Source organism: Prevotella sp., assembly GCF_036570325.1.
Taxonomy (GTDB): Bacteria; Bacteroidota; Bacteroidia; order Bacteroidales; family Bacteroidaceae; genus Prevotella.
Window position 1 is genome coordinate 1 of sequence record NZ_DATCYK010000045.1, and the last position, 18,996, is coordinate 18,996.

Sequence of the window (18,996 nt, forward strand, 5' to 3'; positions counted from 1 at the left end):
CCGGCGCAGTGGTAGCTATGTACACCAGCGCAGGGGCTAATCAGACGCAGAGTCTGGCTTATAGCACCGACGGAGGCAAGACTTTCACGAAGTATAGCGGCAATCCCGTCATCACATCGAACCTTCCCGACTTCCGCGATCCGCACATGTTCTGGAGCGAAGACTATCATCAGTGGTACCTGATATTGGCCGCGGGGCAGGAAATGCAGATATATTCATCGAAGAACCTCAAGCAATGGCAGTACGAAAGCAGCTTCGGCCATGGCTATGGTGCCCACGGCGGCGTATGGGAATGCCCCGATTTGTTCAGGCTTCCCGTAAAGAACGCCACCACACCGGGCCAAGACAAGTGGGTACTTATATGCAACATCAACCCCGGAGGGCCCTTCGGCGGCTCGGCCACGCAGTACTTCACGGGCCAATTCGATGGCCACCGGTTCACCTGCGACACGAAACCCGAGGTGACAAAGTGGATGGACTACGGCAAGGATCACTACGCCGCGGTTACCTTTGACAACGCTCCCGAGGGCCGACGGGTGGCCTTGGCGTGGATGAGCAATTGGCAATATGCCAACCAAGTGCCCACGACGCAATACCGATCGGCCAACGCCGTGCCCCGCGACCTTGGCCTTTTTGAGCACAACGGCGCCACTTACCTGAGCTCAAAGCCCTCACCCGAGTTGCTGCAACTGCGGGGCAAAAAAGCCAAAGCACTGACTCCGGCCTGCGAATTGGTCATAGATTTCCGTCACTCGGCCACCGTAACACTGTCGAACGCAGAAGGCGAACAGGTTGTCATCGGCTATGACGCCGATAAGGAAACCCTTACGATGGACAGAACGAAGAGCGGCAACGTGAAATTCAGCGATGCCTTCCCCACCATAACCACCGCCCCAACCCACGGAAAGCTCAACCAACTACGCGTGTTTATCGACAAGAGCAGCGTGGAAGCTATCGACGCCGAAGGCAAGGTGGCCATGACCAACCTCGTCTTTCCCACCCAACACTACAGCAAAGTGGCCGTCAAAGGCAAAGCCCGCTACGCTGTGTACAACCTGAAATAAAATTTCAACCCAACCATAAGAATCGTTCATTTGCATCAGAAAAATGATACATGCAACATTTTTACAAGCAAATGAACGATTCCAACAACGGTCTTATTCACCTAAACACTAATTTTGCAATCGTAAAACCTAAAAAGTGAAAACTCCGCCAACGGCCGCCACATAAGCTATTGAGCCGTTAGCAAGGTAGATTGACAAATATTTTAAACCTAAATACTTTATGAGTAAATCTAACAAAATGGCGCTCATTCCGGTCATGCTCTGCTTTTTTGCCATGGGCTTTGTCGACTTGGTGGGTATCGCCTCTAACTACGTGAAGGCCGACCTTGGCCTTAACGACACCACGGCCAACATCTTTCCCTCGTTGGTTTTCTTTTGGTTCCTAATCTTCTCCGTACCTACGGGCGTGCTGATGAACCGCATCGGCCGCAAGAAAACGGTGCTTCTGTCGCTCATCGTCACACTGGTGTCGCTGCTGTTGCCCATCTTCGGCGAGAGCTTCGGTATCATGTTGGTGAGTTTTTCACTGCTGGGCATAGGCAACGCCTTGATGCAAACCTCGCTCAACCCGCTTGTCAGTACGGTCATTAAGGGCGGCAACTTGGCTTCAACGCTCACTTTCGGCCAATTCGTAAAGGCTATTGCCTCGTTCATGGCGCCTTATATAGCCATGTGGGGAGCCACAGCCACAATTCCGGCCTTTGGTTTAGGCTGGCGGGTGCTGTTCCCTATCTACATGGTGATAGGCCTTATTGCCACCCTTTTGCTGTCGGGCACGAAGATAGAGGAGGAAAACACCGCCTCAACGGCTGACCATTCTGTCATGAGCGAGTACGTAGCTTGCTTCAAACTGCTGGGCAAACCCATCGTGCTACTGTCGTTCTTAGGCATTATGTGTCACGTGGGAATCGACGTGGGAACCAACACCACCGCTCCCAAACTGCTCATGGAACGCCTTGGAATGACGCTCACCGAGGCCGGATTTGCCACATCCCTTTACTTCATCTTCCGCACCTTGGGCTGCCTTACGGGTAGTTTCTTCCTCCGGGTGATGAAAAACCGCACCTTCTTCATTATCAGTATCGTGATGATGGCGCTGAGTATGGTCGGCATGTACTTTGGTCAGAGCCAACTCATGCTGTACATCGCCATTGCCTTGGTGGGCTATGGTAACAGCAACGTGTTCTCCATCATCTTCAGCGAGGCCCTTCAGGCCGTGCCCGAAAAGAAGAACGAGGTGAGCGGACTGATGATTATGGGCCTCTTCGGCGGCACCGTGTTCCCCCTGATCATGGGCTTGGCCAGCGACGCCGTGGGCCAAGGTGGCGCCGTTATCGTGATGGCCGCGGGCGTGGCTTATCTCTTTTCGTACATTGGAAAGGTGAAAGCCTGAGCGCACGAGGTTAACAAGAAAGAAATAAAAACTGACCAAATACAATGATTATGGCTAATCAAGAACAGAAAAGATACGTAGTAGGACTGGGCGAAGCCTTGTTCGATTGCCTGCCCGATGGCTCCAAGTTGGGCGGCGCTCCTGCCAATTTCGCTTATCATGTCAGCCAATTCGGCTTCGACGCCATGGCCATCAGCGCCTTGGGTAACGACATGTTGGGCGATCAGGCTAAGAAAGAATTTGATGAGAAAGGCCTCAACTACATCATGCCCACGGTAGATTATCCCACGGGCACGGTGCAAGTGGAGCTTGACGACGAGGGAGTGCCCACGTACGACATCAAGACCGGCGTGGCTTGGGACAACATTCCTTTCACCCCCGAGATAGAAGCCGTGGCCAAGAATGCCCGTGCCGTGTGCTTCGGATCGCTGGCCCAGCGCGGCCCGGTGTCGAGTTCCACCATCCAAAAGTTCCTCGCCGCCACGCCTAAAGACTGCCTAAAGATATTCGACATCAACCTGCGACAGAACTTCTACACCAAGGAAATCATCTGCCAGTCGCTCAATGCCTGCGACATTCTCAAGATAAACGACGAGGAACTCGTAACTATCGGCCGCTTGTTTGGCTATCCCGGCCTCGACATTGAGAACAAATGCTGGCTCATCATGGGCAAGTACAACCTTAAAATGCTCGTTCTGACCTGCGGAGTCAACGGCAGTTACGTCTTCGCGCCCAAGAAGAAGAGCTTTGTAGAGACCCCGAAGGTTGACGTGGCCGACACAGTGGGCGCCGGAGACTCGTTCACCGGCAGCTTCACCGCCGCCATTCTTGAGGGCAAGTCGATAGAGGAAGCCCACAAACGGGCCGTAAAAGTAAGTGCCTACGTATGCACACAGAAAGGCGCCATGCCCGAAATAAACATTAAGGACTGATCGATTCGCCAAGCGAAACATAAACCATAAAGCATTAACCCTCAAAAGGTTAATGCTTTATTTTTTGCCTCTCCCATCGCACACTCCACGCTCTCGCCACCTCATCCCTCCTCCACTGCTTTCCCATAACAGCCCTTTGGCCCGGCGAAAGCAGGCCTTTCAGCTCGCCAAAGCAGCCCTTTGACAGCGTCAGAACGGGCCTTTTACCGAACTGTAAAAGGCCCTTCGGAAAATCAAAGTCAAGGGATCGAAAAATCTAAGCTAAAGAACAACGAAAATGAAATCAAAAAACGAGAAAATTAAATTCAAGAGATTGAAAAAAATAAGCTAAAGAACAACGAAAACAAAGTTTTAAAAAGGGAAAATAGAATTCAAACTTTGCCACAAAAAAACGCACAACCCACGACGACGATACGCCATGAATTGTGCGCCTATAGGGCAGGCCCTACGCCTCAACAGTGAGGCTTAGAGGTCGAACTTGTAACCCAATGTAACTTGGAATACGCTGTTCTTAGACTTTCCTCCATCATAAAGTTTGGTCACACCCCAGTTGTAACGAGCGTCGAGCACGATGTTCTTATACTCGTAAGATGCGCCCACCGGGATAGAGAAATCAACCGTATTAATATCTGAATCAGCCTTATCGACAGCGAAACCGGGCTGCACACCCAACTTAACGGCCAAACCATTAACCACGTAAACATTAGCCATGATAGGCACATTGATGTAACTTGGGCTGAACTTTCCACTGCCTAAATTAGCTTTTCCGAATCCGGGAACTTCCAAAGAAATACCATCCCACTTTGCGCCTTGGCCTGAATAGAGAACTCCGGCCGATACACTTACGATGTCGGCAACCTGATATTCCAACTCAAGACCTGCGGCCAGACCTACCTTGGCGTCAGCGTTAGCCTCGGTAATGGTGGCTACGTTTAAACCAACTTTGGGCTGGAGCGTGAGTGAACCTACTGAACGTTGAGCAAACGCAGCGGCTGTTGACAACATCAACATGGCTGCTAAAACAATCTTTTTCATTGTTATTTGAATTAAATTATACAATAGAGGATAAGCCGCTAACAGCCTTCCCCGACTTTAAAAAAGATGAGTACGTGCTTAATTTGTACCCGATTTTTTTATGAACTCGGGGCAAAGATAAAGCAATTATCCATTAATTACAAAATATTTTTACAAAAATTAGCTTTCCACCAAGGCTCATTCACGGCTTTGCACACCGAGTTTCTTCACGGTTTTCTCGAAGGAATCGCGGTCGCCAATGACCCCATTCTTCACCCGGGCCCTATAATTATAAATGGTATTGACCGAATAATGGAGGAACTCGGCTATCTTTGAGCTGTCTTCTATGCCCACACGAATCAGGGCAAAGATACGCAACGACACGGGCATGTGGCCGTCCTCGGTCAGCCTGATTTGCTCGGCGGGCTGCAACAGAGCGTTGAATTCCTCGACAAAGGTAGGAAAGAGATGCAGAAAAGCGGCGTCGAAATTGTTGTAAAGCTCATCAAGTTCGCGCTCCTTCAGGGCAGCCGACTTCGTTTCCTTGAACAGTTCCTCGTACTGATGGTTCTTAACCATCTTGTTAACCCGCCGCCGGAAATACTCAATCTTGTCGACATAGAGCGAGCAAAGGCTCATGAAGCGACCTATGTACTCCTCTTTCACCCGATTGGACTCGCCCAATTTCTGATTGCTTGAGGCCAATTGGCGGTTGAGTTCGGACAGTTGGGTATTGATTTCAGACAACTGCGCGTTGGAATATTGCAACTTCTTGCCGGTCAGGGCAAGCCGTTTGCGTTGTCGGTTGACGTAGAGCACCGAGCCCAAGAGCAGCAACGCCAACACACCACACGACAAAGCAGCCAGCAGAATGACACGTGTCTTGTGCTCACTCTCGCGCTTATACTGCTTGGCGATGGCCGATAACAGGGGCGAATTTTGCCAACTGCGCTGTCGGGAGCCGAAACGATTGGCGCAATCGCTCGTGAACGAGATGTAACGATAGCTGCGGTCAACGTCGCCTTGCAGCATAAGTTGGTTGGCAATCTCCCACATCGACCCTTGATCCATGACCCCGTTGCGCACGTCAGCCAGTGCTGATTCGGCCAACCAGTACATCATTCGGGTGGTGTCATTGACCGCTTTGTACTCCAAATAGCGATAAAGCGCCACCAAAGCGTAGCGATGAGAGCCTTTACTGACGGTCTTCAGCCACTCGGTATTGAGCTTCATCGACGCGGCTACCTGCCCACCGGTCAGCAATCGCAGCTCCCGCGTCTGGTAACTGAGGTCGCCATGGACGGGAATATGGTGCAACATAAGGGTCTCGAGGCTGTCGGCTTGGGCTTGATACTGCTTTTTCAGCGAGGCCACGGTGGTGTAATAGGCCAATTCATTATTGCGTTTGTAGCAGGCCTGATAGTACAATCCCAGCAGCGAAGGGCTCAAAGAAGACGGTTTGACCAACCGTAGGAACTCCTTGGCCTCGTCGTATAATCCGGTTTTAGAGCTGCAAATAGAGAGCAGGATGTTGCAATGGTCTACCCGTTCACGGTGCCCCATCTCGGCGGCCAAGGCCCGGCAGCGCAGCAAGTCGTCCATGGCTGTGTAGTTTTCAAAGGCACTGTTTTCCTCATAAAGCTGAAAAGAAACGGCATAGCGCAGTTCCTTACTCGAGGCGTTCTTGAGCTGTTGGCGCAGCAGTCTTATGCTTTCCTCCTTCCGGGCCACGTAAACGCCATGGTTCTCGATGGCCTTATCGAGGCAGGTATAAATGGAATCAAGGTTGTGAAGAGGCTCGGCCGCATGGAGCGCAACCGAAAAGAAGAGAAAGAAACTAAGAAAAAACAAAACCGGTTTACGCATAAGTAGCTCGATAGTTCAGTGAATTGGTATGTTGAAAAGATAGTGCAAACGAAAGCAATGTGAGCTTGCTCACTGATTGCTGAGTGCAGCCTATCTTATGAAAAGATAGTGCAAACGAGTACAATGAAAACTTGTTTTCAAATTGTCGAGTGCAGCCTATCTTGGGCAAAGATATATGTTTTTAAGGCAAAGTCAAAGCATTATGATACAAAAAGTTCCCATTCCGGCTACGCTTAGCCGGCGATGGGAACCCACTATTGAAATCTATCTAACTGTAAAAAAGCACTGTTGTACCATTATTTTTGGTAAACTCTCAAATAGTCAACTTCCATTGTGGCGGGCAGGAAGCTCTCATCCACGCCCTGCTGGCCGCCCCATTGTCCTCCCCAAGCTACGTTGTAGATGGGATAGAAAGCCTTGTTGAAAGGCCAAGCGTTAAGCCCCGTGCCATCGTTCTTATAGGTAAGGAGCTTTTCTCCGTCCACGTAGAAGGTCATGTAGTCGGCCGTCCACTCCATGGCATACACGTGGAAGCCCGACGTGGCGCCACTAACTTTACGGTGAGCGCTCTCTATCGACGACCCCGTGTTGTTGTACTTATTGCAGTGGATGGTGCTGTAAATGGTCTCATGATTGAACCCTACGTGCTCCATAATATCGATTTCACCGTCTGCGGGCCAGCTTTTGAAGTCGACAGGCATCATCCAGAAGGCGGGCCAAGTACCCTTTCCCTTGGGCAGTTTTATCTTGGTCTCTATGTAGCAGTAGCGATAACCCGTGGACTTATTGGCATAGACACGACCCGAATAGATACCGCCGTTGTGCTTGAAGCAATGAATCAACAGCTTGCCATCACGCACCTCGGTAACTCGCTTGCCATCAATCTGACCGTTGACGTAGGCCTGCAACTCGTTGTTGACGGTGCCCGGAGCCCATACTTCGTGCGTCCAATGACTGCCGTCGAGCTCTCCGTTGCGGTCGAACTCGTCATGGTAAACGAGCTTATACTGCGGTCCGAGCACGCATTTCAGCGATTCGTCCTCCGTACCGGCGGTCTGTGACACTTTGATTTTGGCACGTCCCTTACCTGAAAGCACGGTGATTTCGGCCTCACGGATGGCCGTTGTCTTATTGGCTTCAGCCTTAACGGTGAGCTTAGCGGTGCGGGCCACACCATTGGCGGGACTTACCGACACCCATGGTTCCGAACAGATGGCTGACCATTCACGGTCGGTCGATAGGTCGATTTGGGCTGTTCCACCCGCGTCGGTGAAACTTACTTCCTGCTTTGACAGCTTAATATTGTTGCCTTGCGTCACCTCCGGATCGTTGCCGGAATGGTCGCTGCCACAAGACACCATACCCAGCGCCAAGGCAAAGAGATAATTCATCAGTATCATTTTCTTCATATTCATAGTTCTTATTTGGCTGTTTTCTTCAGTACAATGTCCTTTATAACGACCTGACTGTTGGCCGGATTACCGCCAAAGTCGAAGAAGAGGTCGATGGTTTCCATGTTCACGTCGGCTGACTTTGCGGGAATCTTGATGACATTGTCCTCGCCTCCCGTCAGGTTTACTTGCTCGGCGAAGAAGAAATTGCCCTCATTTCCCTCACCATGGCGTACCAATTTCACGGTGACATTGCTTAAATCAACGCTCGGATTCATGATACAACTGAAGTCATACGTATCTCCGGCAGCGCAACTCAGCGGCGTATAGAAAGCCACTTGGTTCTGCCATTGGGCCGATGTGGCGTTGGGGAAGGTCAGGGTGTAGCTCTTTCCCTCATGCTTTAACACTTGATGATCGGGATAAGGAGCCCATGCGGCGTCGGCATAGAAGTAGAACATTTCGCATTCCGTGGCGTCAATAGCCTTCCATAGGTTGTCGGCTGTGTCGTAAGCATAGGCCGTGTTATCGGCCGCGGGTGCCGTTTCAGGGTGTCCGGCGCCGTCATCGCAACCGTGTTCCTTAAATACCACATCGCTGATCTTCACTATCGTGCCTGCCGGAGCACCACCGAAATCGAGTACGAGGTCAACATTCTCCATGTCAAGGCCGTCGAAGTTGTCCTTAAAGAATAAAGTATTGTCGCCCGCCGCTAAGTCTACACGGTCAGCAAAGTAGAAAGTTCCGTCGTCACCGTGTTTCGTCAATTTCACGGTAGCGCCCTTTATATCCTGCGAAGCCTCAAATTTCAATGAGAAATCGTACTTGGTAGAGGCGTTGGAAGCCATGTCGGTGAAGAACTTCACTTGTGCTTGCCACTGCTGAGAGGAGGCGTCGGGCAAGGTCACGGTGTAAGAACCGTTGCCATTATCCTTAAATCCTATCGGGTTGGGGTTGGCCGCCCAGCCGTCACCGTTGGCATAGTAGAAGTCATTTGTGAAGTGGGCATTTTTCCACATGTTGCAATTGCTGTCGTACTTATAGCCTCCGAAGGTAGGCACAGCGGGCACATCATCGGTGCTGGTAAGCACAAAGTGCCATGCTATATCGGCGTTGGCATAAACCAAGACCAGCTTCTTGGAGGTTATATCCTCTATGCGGAAGCGTGGATTCTCGTATTGATCGCCCGTGGAAAGATAAGGAAAGAGCGTCTTGTTGCCCAACACCAAATACTTCTGATCGCCCACCATTTCTATCTTATAAGTAGAGGTTTGGGCGTCTACTTTGGCCATATAGTCGGCATCATTGTGCGGATCGAACTCCGTATAAAGGCCGCTGCCCTTATTGACAAATACGGTTCCACCCTCTCCGGGGTTATAAGTGTAGGCGCCTTCAGCCGTAAAGCTGATGCGATCATCATAGAGTCCCATGTCCGCTTTCTCATCAGGTTGGGCACTCCACCAACCTGTTCCATCGGTCGTAGGCTCACCACAAGCCAAGTGAGCGGCCACGGAATGGTCGATACGCCATTCCTTTCCGCTAAGCCGAGCTATGATAGCAGGGTCGAGAAGGTCATTGTCAACGGTGAAATCCTTGCGCACCTCACCACGGCTGAAGCCATTGCGATTGCCCAAATGCAGTGCCACGGAATACTTGCCACGGCTGCTGTAAATCTTGGAAAGCTCACCCAAAGTGGAATAAAAATCTGTCTTGCCGTCCTGATTGGTGTCGATGAACCACACGGGATAGGTGCCTTCAGGCAGTTTATCCACCGAAACAACCACCTCATTGGTAGCTTGGTCCACGTTAAGATTAAAGTCGACACCCTCCATTGTCGGCAGTCCGTTCTCATCGACGCCGGCATAGTCCTCGGGCGAACAAGCGCTCATGGCTGCTGTAACCAAGCAGGCCAGCGCCAAATATCTAAAGTTATGTTTTTTCATTTTGTTCTGTTTTTATAGTATATCGGTTGCTTTATCCACTTACTTGTAATCAGAGTTCTGCTTCAAACCGGTATCTTTTGACATTTCGGTATAAGGAATAGGCTGATACTTGCGGGCCTCGCTCCATGCGTTGGTGCGGAAAGTTTGCTGCGGTCCCAGCACTGTAGCCGCCTTACCACTGCGCACCAAGTCCCAATAACGCTTGCCTTCACCCATGAATTCCAAATGACGCTCCTCCAAGATGTCGTCTTCGGTGAGCTTGGTGAGCTGCTCCACGCCGGCACGCATGCGCACTTGATTGACATAACCCATGGCTGTGGCGTTGCTACCACCGGTCTTCAACAGTAATTCGGCGGCATTCAACAGGGTCTCCGCATAGCGATAAATGCGCAAGTTGTTGTTATAATTGAGCTGCTTGTCGCCTGTTGCCCGCTCCACATTCTTGGAATAAGCCACAAACTTGCCACACCAGAAGCCGGTGTTCTCGTAACGTGGCTTGAAGTTAGGATTGGCTTCGTTGTACTTACGCACGTCAAGTACCGACACATCACGGCGCGTATCCTTCGCGTCATACATGGAATAAGCCGCTTCACGCACGGGGCAGAAGCCCCAACCGTCGTCAATTCCCAACTCGGGAATGCCACCGGGAACCGTTGCCAAGCGAGGTAACACGGTGCCACCGGCTATGATGGCGTCGCCCGATCCCCAACCACGATTGGTCTTCAGGTCGGAATAGTTGACCTCGAAGATACTCTCCTCACACCATTCTCCGGTCGAAGAGAACAAGTCGGAATAGCTGTTATGAAGGCCGAACTTACCACTGTTGATAATCTCTTGCATGTAACCGAGGGCTTTGGCATAGCGAGTTTCATCCTTCTGGTACATCACCATCTCGGTAAAAAGCATATAGGCAGTGGGTTGGGTGACACGTCCCAAATTATTGTCGTCCCACTTCGTAGGCAACACTTTCATGTCGATAACCTCCTGAAGGTCCTTTATGACGTTCTCATAAATCACCTTGTTCTCTAACTGAGGCGCGGTAAAAGGCGCCGAAAGGTTCTCAAAGAAGAAGGGAATGTTGCCCCAAAACTTCCACAACATATTATAATAATAGGCGCGAAGCGTACGAGCTTCAGCCGTCCAAAGGTCGTATGCGGCTTGCGGTAGCACGGTTTTATGCTCCTCGGCGTACTTAAGCAGGTCGTTGCTGCGCTTCACTCCCGAATACATATTGCTCCACATACCCGTCATGCAGTTAGTGGGCAACGCCTCATAGTTGGCCATGAGGTGCCAGAACTGGTTGTCAACGGGACTCTGACCGCCCGGAAGAATATCGTCAGCCATAATCTCGCTCATCACGTTTTGCGGATTATACTGCGCCCCATTCCAATCATTCCACTCCAAAGGGCTGTACGCGGCAACGAGTGACTGACTGATATGGACGGAATCCGTGTAGTAAGTTTCAACGAAATCCTGCGTCGGCGAGGTCACCTCAAGGAAGCTATCGCCACATCCGGTCAGTACAGCCAAACTTGCCAGCATACCGATTTTAAATATATTATTCGTCTTCATGTTGTTTTCAATTTAAGCTTTTACAATGTTTAGGTTTACCATTCATCACCCTATTATCAGAAACTGAGGTTGAAACCGACGGTCCATGTGCGGGCCTGCGGATAGATACCATAGTCCACACCCAGCGAAGTACCGCCGTTGCCATTGGGTATTTCAGGGTCGAAACCTGCGTATTTGGTAAATGTGAGCAGGTTTTCGGCTGCCACGAAGAGGCGTAGTTTCTGCACACGAACCTTCTGTGTGAGAGCACGGGGCAAGGTATAACCCAACTGAATGTTCTTCAAGCGGAGGTAACTGCCATCGGTCAGGTAAAGATCGGATGAGCGCCAATTGGTCGAAGTGTCACCGATACGGAAGAGAGGATACTTGTTTGACGTGCCCTCACCGGTCCAACGGCCCAACATCCATGTAGGAAGATTGATGAAATCGATGTCGGTACGGCGGGTAGCGTCGAATATATCGTTGCCGGCCACGCCCTGAAGCATGAAGCTGAAGTCGAAACCTTTCCAATCGGCAGCAAAGTTAAGACCGAATGACCAGTCGGGCATTCCCTTGCCAATCTTGGTCTGGTCGTCGTCGCTGATGGTGCCATCGCCGTTCATATCGACGAAACGCACATCGCCGGGCTTGGCGTTTGGCATGATCAACTCGCCTTCCTTATTCTTGTAAGCAGCCACTTCAGCCGCGTTTTGGAACACACCATCCGACTTAAAGCCGTAGAAGAAGGGGAAAGGCAGGCCATTCTCACCACGTGTAATCGTACCGATACCTTGGAAAGTATCCAAGTTGGCGAAGCCGGTATCGTTACCATACTTCACGAGTTTGTTATGAAGATAAGACACATTGCCGCTCACACGGAAGTGGGCGTCGGCCACATGCCACTTATAACTTAGCTCCAGCTCCATTCCGGAGTTCTCCATGACACCCACATTGCCCAACGGTTTGGTCTCACCAACGTAGTCAGGAATGTTCATAGCCATAAGCATGCCGCTGGTCTTCTTGTAATAGTAGTCGGCCGTAAGGGTGAGTGCATTGTTCAGGAAGCCAAGTTCCAAACCGAGGTCGGTCTGAATGCTCTCCTCCCATTTCAAACTTGGATTGGGCAAACCCGAGGCTTTGCTACCCGTTTGAGAGTGATCATCACGGCCAAGAATGTAGTTATTGTTGTTTCCGGTGGCCGCAAGGACGGTGTAACGATAGTTACCGATGTTGTCATTACCATTCTTACCCCAACTAAAACGCAACTTACCATTAGACAACCAGCTACGGCTCTGCTCCATGAACTGCTCATTGATAAAGTTCCAACCTAAGGAGAAAGAGGGGAAAGTGGCGTAATGATTGTTGCTACCGAAGCGCGAACTACCGTCACGACGTACGGTAAACTCGGCCATGTAGCGCTCGCCGTAGTCATAGCTCACACGTGCGAAGAGCGAAGCCAGCTTGTACTCATCGGCCGGAGCGCCACCCGCGTACTGCTTGCCGTCGGCACTCATACCCGTCGAGGCGTCGATATAAGGACGTGCCAGATTGGTAATATCGTCACGACTGGCACTGAGATAGGCTCCATGACTGGCCATGGCGCTCTGTCCGAGCACGGCATTAACATGGTGATCACCGAAAGTGCGGTCGAAAGTCAGGGTGTTATCCACCTGCCATACGGTACCGCGGCTTGAGCTGGAGTTGGCGTTGGTCTTATCAGAACTGAAGCCGTTGCGTATATAATAAATAGGTGTATAGCCGTCACTACCCCAGAAGCTCTGGTCAGCACCGTAGCTGAAACGGTAGGTTAGGCCCTCCCACAGTTGGAGAGAGGCGGCGATATTGGCCACAAGTTTATGGCTCCAGCCCTTCGACGGGGGCAAAGAGAGAATTGCCAACGGGTTTCCCATTTCGTTATAGTCGGCACCCGGGTTGGTATAAACCTCACGATAACCATCCGCGTCGGTGCGTCCGGTATAGAAAGGCACGTAAAGGCTGTAAAGATTTTGGTTATTTCTGACGTGCGCATCGGCGGTCTTGCCACTTACCGTGGGCGTAAGAATGGGCGACAACGTGAGGGCCGAGCCCAATACGGAGCCCCAACCGGAGTTGGTGTCGATACCTGTGGAATGTACACGGGCATAAGAGAGATTGGCCGTAAGGTCGAGCTTGTTGAGCCAATTGCGCTCCTTGGTGTCGTCGAAAAGGGTGTACTTGGTATTGCTACGCAAGGTCAGACGGTCGTAATTGGAGCGTCCGAAGTTACCACCCACGATACCTTCCTGCGTGAAATAGCCCATTGACAGATAGTAGTTGAGCTTATCGCCCGCACCACTGACGTTCACCTCGTGGTTCATAACGGGCGCATTGTCGTTGAACACCGCGTCCTGCCAGTCTGTTCCTTTGGTAACACGGTTGCCGTAGACATCCTTCAACTCATAAGGATCGCTGTACTTGGGCGCTCTACCGGCATTGACCAAGCCCTCGTTTATCATCACGGCGTAGCTCGTAGCGTCGAGCACGTCACGGTGTTTCCACGGATTCTGCCATCCATACGAGAAGTTATAGTTAACCTGCGCCTTGCCTTTCTTGCCACCCTTGGTCGTCACGAGCACCACGCCGTTGGCCGCACGCGCGCCGTAAATGGCTCCCGAGGCAGCGTCCTTGAGCACTTCGAGGCTCTCGATGTCGCTGGGATTGAGGTAATCAATGCCTCCCTGAATGGGCATTCCATCGACAATATAAATAGGATCGGAGTTGTTGATGGTTCCCACACCACGCACACGAATCTGTGAACCGGCACCCGGCTGGCCCGAACTCGTGGTTACGGACACGCCCGAAGCCAAGCCCTTGAGCGCGTTATCCACACGCAGAGGGGCCGTAGTGGCCAAGTCCTCGCTGTTGACCTTGGCGATGGAAGCCGTCACGACGCTCTTCTTCTGAACGCCATAACCTACCACCACCACTTCGTCGAGGGCCTTGGTATCCTCTTGAAGCACAATACGGAGATTATCGGCAGCCTTCACGCGCTGCGTGTTATAACCGATATAAGATACTACAAGCGTAGCGCCGGGCGTCACCGACACGGTAAACTTACCGTCAAGATCGGTAACCGAACCTTGTGAGGTTCCTTCCTGAACAACTGACGCGCCGATGACCGGCTCGCCCTGACTGTCAACAACGACGCCCGAAAAGCTTCTATGCTGGGCAAAAGACATTGCTGAAACCAGTAAGGCCATTAACAATAGTAATGTTCTGAAATGTTTCATGTGTATACGTTTGATTAACAATGATGTTTAGTTATAGGTATTTTTCGTGCTGCAAATATAAAACAAAAAACATCGCAAGCTAACGGTTAAAGTTCCAAAAGTGGACGATTACAGGCCAATAAAAAAGTTATAACATTGATATTCAGTCTTTTACAAAAACAGAAAGCTCATAGAAAAGTGGAAATAATATAGATATAAAACAGCCGAAATTAATCTTATAAGCCACCAAAAGCCCCAAAGCGCATTGAAAATTGAAAGAAAACTAACCTAAAAAACTACATATTCTACCCATCACATGCCCGTACAAAACAAATATCATATCCCGTAACAGAAACAAAATCCTACTCACCACAAACTTTACACGGCCATTGCCGCCCCATGAATCTTCCCGTTCGTCTTACTCGTCATCATGCCCTGACGGCGTTGGCAAGCCATCGTTCTCCCTTCGTTCTCCGCCTTCTTTTACCCCATGGCGCCCTTCCCTACCGGCCGCAGGCAGAAACCCATAAAACGAAAGCTGCCCTTTGACACGCTCAAAGCACCGCTTTGACCCGACGAAAGGGCTGCTTTGAGCGCATCAAAGGCCCACTACGACAAAGCCAAAGGCCGGCTTCAGAAAAACACACTGCCCGCCACTGACCCTCATCAATAAGGCAACAGCCTTTCCACCGGCCGGCGATGGCCACGTGAGAAGCCGAATAAAAGGACTGCGAAACCGGTTTTTCGTGGTAAAACCTATCATAAAAAAGAAAGGCACGTCCTCACGACGAGCCTTTCCCATAACGTTAACTTAAAAATCAAATTGGATTCACATCCAAAAAGAAATATCTAAATTATTTATATAACAAGTCTAAATTAGCTTGTGTGTATTACTTTACGAACACGGCATAGCCCTTGGCTCCCAGCGTTATTTTCGTACCGGAATCGAGCTTCAGTTGCCTTGACTCGGGTCCGGAAGCAATGGTCTTGCTGTCAAGCCACTGCACGTAGGAACCGCCGGTAAGCTCCTTCAGCGTCACGGTTTGCTGCGCCGTACCGAAGTTGAGCACCACAACGACCTTGTTACCGTCCTTCTCTCGCTCATAGGCCATGACCGACTTATTCCCCGTCGTGAGCCATTTCAGCGACCCACGCTGCGCCGCCGTGCCGTGAGACAAGGCCTTCTGCGTATGTTTCAGGGCGATAAGCGTACGTAAGGTGTTATACATCTTGCGGTTGCCGATGGTCCATTTAATCTTCGTATCGTGGAAGTAGTCGAGTATCTGGTCGTTACCCGTCTCTTGTCCGTTGTAAATGAGCGGCATGCCATAGAGCGTGAAGACGAGCGTAGTAAGCGCGTTGACATTCTCGCCATACATCTTGTTGAGCGATCTTCCACCGTCGTTATAGTTTTGGTCGTGGTTGGTAAGGTAGGTCATACGGTCGTTACTCATCTTTGAAGATGTGCTTATGAAGTCTTCCAACTGCGTTTGTAAGGCCGCGGCGTCGGTAGCTTGCGGGCCGAAAGAGCGATAGAGAATGCCCTCTTGGTACTTCCACGCATAGTCGAAGTCGAAGCCTACTCCCTGCAAACGCTGGTTGTTACGGTCTGTCAGGTCGCCCTCGCCCATCACGACGAGGCCTTTCTTATGGGCCTTGAGCCGAGGAATGATGTCTTGCCAATAGTTAGCGGGAATCTTAGGACTGCTGATGTAGTCGCAACGATAGCCGTCGATGTCGGCCTGATCAATCCAATAGAACAAGCAATCGTTCATGGCTTTCACAAGCGCGGGGTTGCTGTAGTCGAGCTGGAACACGTCACCGTAGTTATTGGGATGGACCATCTGTCCGTTGCTATCTTTGGTGTAATAGTCAGCATGCTCCTTTACCCAACGATGATTCGTGGCCGTATGGTTGGGAACCCAGTCGAGCCACACTTTCATTCCTAACCTATGGGCCTCTATAACAAAAGCTTTCACGTCGGCCACGCTGCCATACGACGGGTTCACGGCCTTGAAATCGGTGGCCGCGTAAGGGCTGTCAATGCCTCCGCCACGGGGATAGATGGGCATGAGCCATACGATGTCGATACCCAACTTACGCAGGTCGGCCAGCTTGGCGGTGGCAGCCTTGAAGGTGCCTTCGGGCGTCATGCAGCCCACATTCATTTCGTAGATAACCTGATTTTGGGCACTCAACGGCTTAGTATTGTCTACATTGAGCGCTTCTATCTTAACGGAGCCGGAGGCAGACGTACCTTCTCCGGAGGGCGTTTCACTGCCCGAGCCTGACCCGCCGCATGCCATCATCGGCAAAGCCAGCAGAAGTGAGAGGAGAGAAGTCATTTTCTTCATTTTCAATTTTTACTTAAAGAGATACCTATTCTGCGGGGCGCAGGAAGTTTATTTCACTTCCTGAGCGCCCGATTCGGAGCAGCTGAAATAGTAATCGCGGTCGAGTGTGACAGCGGCCACGTCGAATTGCTTTCCTTGATTGTTATTGTTGAGGATGAGATTGTACACCAATCCCTTGTTAGCCTCGCCCGTATCGAAGTATTTGTACTTCACTCCGTTCACCGTAACCTCGCCCGTTGGCTGAATGCCGGGCCAGCCTCCGAAGAGCTCGGGCTTGCCATCGCCACTCCAAGCATACATCGCTATGGCGTCCCAACCGGTGTTGTCCTCAATGAAGATGGCGTAACCGTCGTGCTTGATCATCGGTTCTTTATTGACTTCCTCAAAGCCTTTGTTGGTTATACGCAGGTAAACGTTGCGGTCGATAACGAAGCCTGACAAGGCGTCGAACTGCTCGTTTTGCCCGTTATTGTTGAAAATGAGGTTGGCAGTCTTGCCGGTATTGGCCGCTCCGAAGTCGTAATACTTGTACTTCACGCCGTCGATTACCTCGGTGCCCGTGGGCTGTGCGCCCGGCCAGCCGCCGAATATCTCCACGTCACCCCATACATAGAGCGTTGTAATATCCCAACCGGAGTTGTCCTCAATGAACACTGCGTAACCATCATGTTCGATAACTTCGGGTTCCACTTCTTTCTCAAAGAACTTCGCCCAGTAGCTTACGCTCACGTTGGTACGGGTGCCCGGCTGCGGACTTACGGTGTGAACGGAGTCCTTTCCGAATACTGTGCGCTCCCCACCTTCACGCTTCGACACGAAATGAAAGCCGTCGGCAAGGGTCTTTCCTGCGACAAACGTAGCCGGATCGAGGTAAATACCCCACTTAACATCGTTATTCTCGGCCTTGATAAGCTGATACTCGGCCTTTCCGAGCACCGCTTCATCATCGCCACCATTGAACGCTCCCGATATGAAAAGCTCATCATCGGCCTTTGTACTCTGTGGAACGAGCACCTCCAACAGTATCTTTCCGTCACGAATCTCAAACTGTGGAAGCTCATGATCGAAAACTATCTCTTCGTCGTTGGCGCAACTTCCCAGCACGAAAGGCATGAGCAGGGCGAACAACCACAATATATTTTTCTTCATAATTATTTCGTTTTAAAGGATGATTATTTGTAAGCCGGGTTTTGAACAAGGCCCGGATTGACTGATAAAGCTGACGCCGGCAACGGATACCATTCGTATTTGGTGTCACGCTTTGCCGGAAGATTGAAGCCATCTTCCGTGGCCCGACCGAAGAACCACCACTGTCCTTGGGTGAACTTGTCGAACCGTCGCAAGTCGGTACGGCGTCGGCGACCTTCTCCCAAGTACTCCAGACCCCATTGAGACAACATCCAATCCATGTCAAAGTTCGAGAATCCCGGGCCGGGAACGCTGAGTGCGGCCTTCGAAGTGAAGTAACGACCGCGTACTTTATCAACATATTCCTTGGCACCGTTGGCGTCTCCCGCCCTCATACGGCACTCCGCAATCATGTAAACGACCTCTGCCAAGCGGAATTCCACCTCATCGATGTCCTTGAAGCCGCCCTTCTCGGTCTTAGCGAACATGGGATAACGCATCAATCGATAGCCCGAGTTGGTCTCACCCCAACGAGGTGACATCACGGTTTCCAAGTTACGACCCTTGTTAAGGAACGTTCCGCACTGGTCAACGTACACCAAGTTCTGGCCATCACGGTCGGCATCGGCCTTCAAAGCCGCGCCCTTACCGAAGTTAGCCTTCATTGCGCCCTTGAGGAAGATACCATCGTATGTGCCCGTAGTAGGATTATAAACATACGTTTGCTTACGGATGTCACGGTCGTCCATGCGATCATACACTGCGCCGAGCTTGTCCTTATAGTCCGTAAGGAAGCTCTTGCCACCCGTATCGGTACCACCTGTGGGGAGCACATTGCCCGAGTTATCGTGTGAAGGCACAATCATTACACAGTTCCAAGCACCGATTCCACTGAATTGTTCGCAATTACAATACTCGTTATAGTTATACGCCAAGAAAGGCATATCACGCATATTGGTCAGCGCATTGGTAGCTCCTTGCCCATCCTCGCAGGCAAACGCGAAGACCACCTCGGGACATTGCGTGTTGTTAAGGCCGTAAATTTCACGGTAATCATTGGTTATCGAGTACTTGCCATAGTTGCCGGCAAGGATTTCCTTGCACAGTTTCTC

The 18,996-nt window shown here is 51.0% G+C and carries 13 protein-coding genes; 3 read left to right on the forward strand and 10 right to left on the reverse strand.

Going from position 1 to position 18,996, the window contains the following annotated elements; all coding sequences use genetic code 11:
* The 3 genes from VIR50_RS03365 to VIR50_RS03375 form a co-directional block, all read left to right on the forward strand.
* Nucleotides 1–1,064 (forward strand): glycoside hydrolase family 32 protein (locus VIR50_RS03365; RefSeq protein WP_331933729.1); only part of this gene is annotated, 1,064 nt, incomplete at its 5' end.
* A 220-nt stretch (nt 1,065–1,284) separates the two neighbouring features.
* A complete protein-coding gene (locus VIR50_RS03370; protein WP_331933730.1) occupies nt 1,285–2,457 on the forward strand; it encodes an MFS transporter in 1,173 nt (390 codons plus the stop codon).
* 50 nt (nt 2,458–2,507) lie between these two features.
* A complete protein-coding gene (locus VIR50_RS03375) occupies nt 2,508–3,389 on the forward strand; it encodes a carbohydrate kinase family protein (protein WP_331933731.1) in 882 nt (293 codons plus the stop codon).
* 465 nt (nt 3,390–3,854) lie between these two features.
* Here VIR50_RS03375 and VIR50_RS03380 read toward each other — a convergent pair whose 3' ends face one another.
* The 10 genes from VIR50_RS03380 to VIR50_RS03425 form a co-directional block, all read right to left on the reverse strand.
* Nucleotides 3,855–4,424, reverse strand: a complete 570-nt coding sequence (locus VIR50_RS03380; protein ID WP_331933732.1) for a porin family protein — start codon at nt 4,422–4,424, stop codon at nt 3,855–3,857.
* A gap of 177 nt (nt 4,425–4,601) precedes the next feature.
* Nucleotides 4,602–6,269: a DUF6377 domain-containing protein gene (locus VIR50_RS03385; RefSeq protein WP_331933733.1), complete on the reverse strand. Its 1,668-nt coding sequence runs from the start codon at nt 6,267–6,269 to the stop codon at nt 4,602–4,604.
* Nucleotides 6,270–6,565: 296 nt separating this feature from the next.
* Nucleotides 6,566–7,684, reverse strand: coding sequence for a family 16 glycosylhydrolase (locus tag VIR50_RS03390; RefSeq protein WP_331933734.1), 1,119 nt, complete (start codon nt 7,682–7,684; stop codon nt 6,566–6,568).
* Nucleotides 7,685–7,689: 5 nt separating this feature from the next.
* On the reverse strand, nt 7,690–9,603 hold the full coding sequence (locus VIR50_RS03395) for a hypothetical protein (RefSeq protein ID WP_331933735.1): 1,914 nt from the start codon (nt 9,601–9,603) through the stop codon (nt 7,690–7,692).
* A 39-nt stretch (nt 9,604–9,642) separates the two neighbouring features.
* Nucleotides 9,643–11,175, reverse strand: coding sequence for a RagB/SusD family nutrient uptake outer membrane protein (locus tag VIR50_RS03400; protein WP_331933736.1), 1,533 nt, complete (start codon nt 11,173–11,175; stop codon nt 9,643–9,645).
* A 56-nt stretch (nt 11,176–11,231) separates the two neighbouring features.
* Complete coding sequence (locus VIR50_RS03405; protein WP_331933737.1) at nt 11,232–14,423, reverse strand: SusC/RagA family TonB-linked outer membrane protein; 3,192 nt, start codon at nt 14,421–14,423, stop codon at nt 11,232–11,234.
* Between the two features lie 577 nt (nt 14,424–15,000).
* Nucleotides 15,001–15,204, reverse strand: coding sequence for a hypothetical protein (locus VIR50_RS03410; RefSeq protein ID WP_331933738.1), 204 nt, complete (start codon nt 15,202–15,204; stop codon nt 15,001–15,003).
* Nucleotides 15,205–15,292: 88 nt separating this feature from the next.
* Complete coding sequence (locus tag VIR50_RS03415; RefSeq protein ID WP_331933739.1) at nt 15,293–16,756, reverse strand: alpha-amylase family glycosyl hydrolase; 1,464 nt, start codon at nt 16,754–16,756, stop codon at nt 15,293–15,295.
* A 48-nt stretch (nt 16,757–16,804) separates the two neighbouring features.
* Nucleotides 16,805–17,905, reverse strand: coding sequence for a hypothetical protein (locus VIR50_RS03420; RefSeq protein WP_331933740.1), 1,101 nt, complete (start codon nt 17,903–17,905; stop codon nt 16,805–16,807).
* 23 nt (nt 17,906–17,928) lie between these two features.
* The coding region (locus tag VIR50_RS03425) for a RagB/SusD family nutrient uptake outer membrane protein (protein WP_331933741.1) at nt 17,929–18,996 on the reverse strand (1,068 nt) is incomplete at its 5' end.

What these genes read in the sequence shown, in the direction of transcription:
- VIR50_RS03370 (WP_331933730.1), top strand. Translation starts at nt 1,285, where the DNA reads ATGAGTAAATCTAACAAAATGGCGCTCATTCCGGTCATGCTCTGCTTT.
- VIR50_RS03375 (WP_331933731.1), top strand. Translation starts at nt 2,508, where the DNA reads ATGGCTAATCAAGAACAGAAAAGATACGTAGTAGGACTGGGCGAAGCC.
- VIR50_RS03380 (WP_331933732.1), bottom strand. Translation starts at nt 4,424, where the DNA reads ATGAAAAAGATTGTTTTAGCAGCCATGTTGATGTTGTCAACAGCCGCT.
- VIR50_RS03385 (WP_331933733.1), bottom strand. Translation starts at nt 6,269, where the DNA reads ATGCGTAAACCGGTTTTGTTTTTTCTTAGTTTCTTTCTCTTCTTTTCG.
- VIR50_RS03390 (WP_331933734.1), bottom strand. Translation starts at nt 7,684, where the DNA reads ATGAATATGAAGAAAATGATACTGATGAATTATCTCTTTGCCTTGGCG.
- VIR50_RS03395 (WP_331933735.1), bottom strand. Translation starts at nt 9,603, where the DNA reads ATGAAAAAACATAACTTTAGATATTTGGCGCTGGCCTGCTTGGTTACA.
- VIR50_RS03400 (WP_331933736.1), bottom strand. Translation starts at nt 11,175, where the DNA reads ATGAAGACGAATAATATATTTAAAATCGGTATGCTGGCAAGTTTGGCT.
- VIR50_RS03405 (WP_331933737.1), bottom strand. Translation starts at nt 14,423, where the DNA reads ATGAAACATTTCAGAACATTACTATTGTTAATGGCCTTACTGGTTTCA.
- VIR50_RS03410 (WP_331933738.1), bottom strand. Translation starts at nt 15,204, where the DNA reads ATGGGAAAGGCTCGTCGTGAGGACGTGCCTTTCTTTTTTATGATAGGT.
- VIR50_RS03415 (WP_331933739.1), bottom strand. Translation starts at nt 16,756, where the DNA reads ATGAAGAAAATGACTTCTCTCCTCTCACTTCTGCTGGCTTTGCCGATG.
- VIR50_RS03420 (WP_331933740.1), bottom strand. Translation starts at nt 17,905, where the DNA reads ATGAAGAAAAATATATTGTGGTTGTTCGCCCTGCTCATGCCTTTCGTG.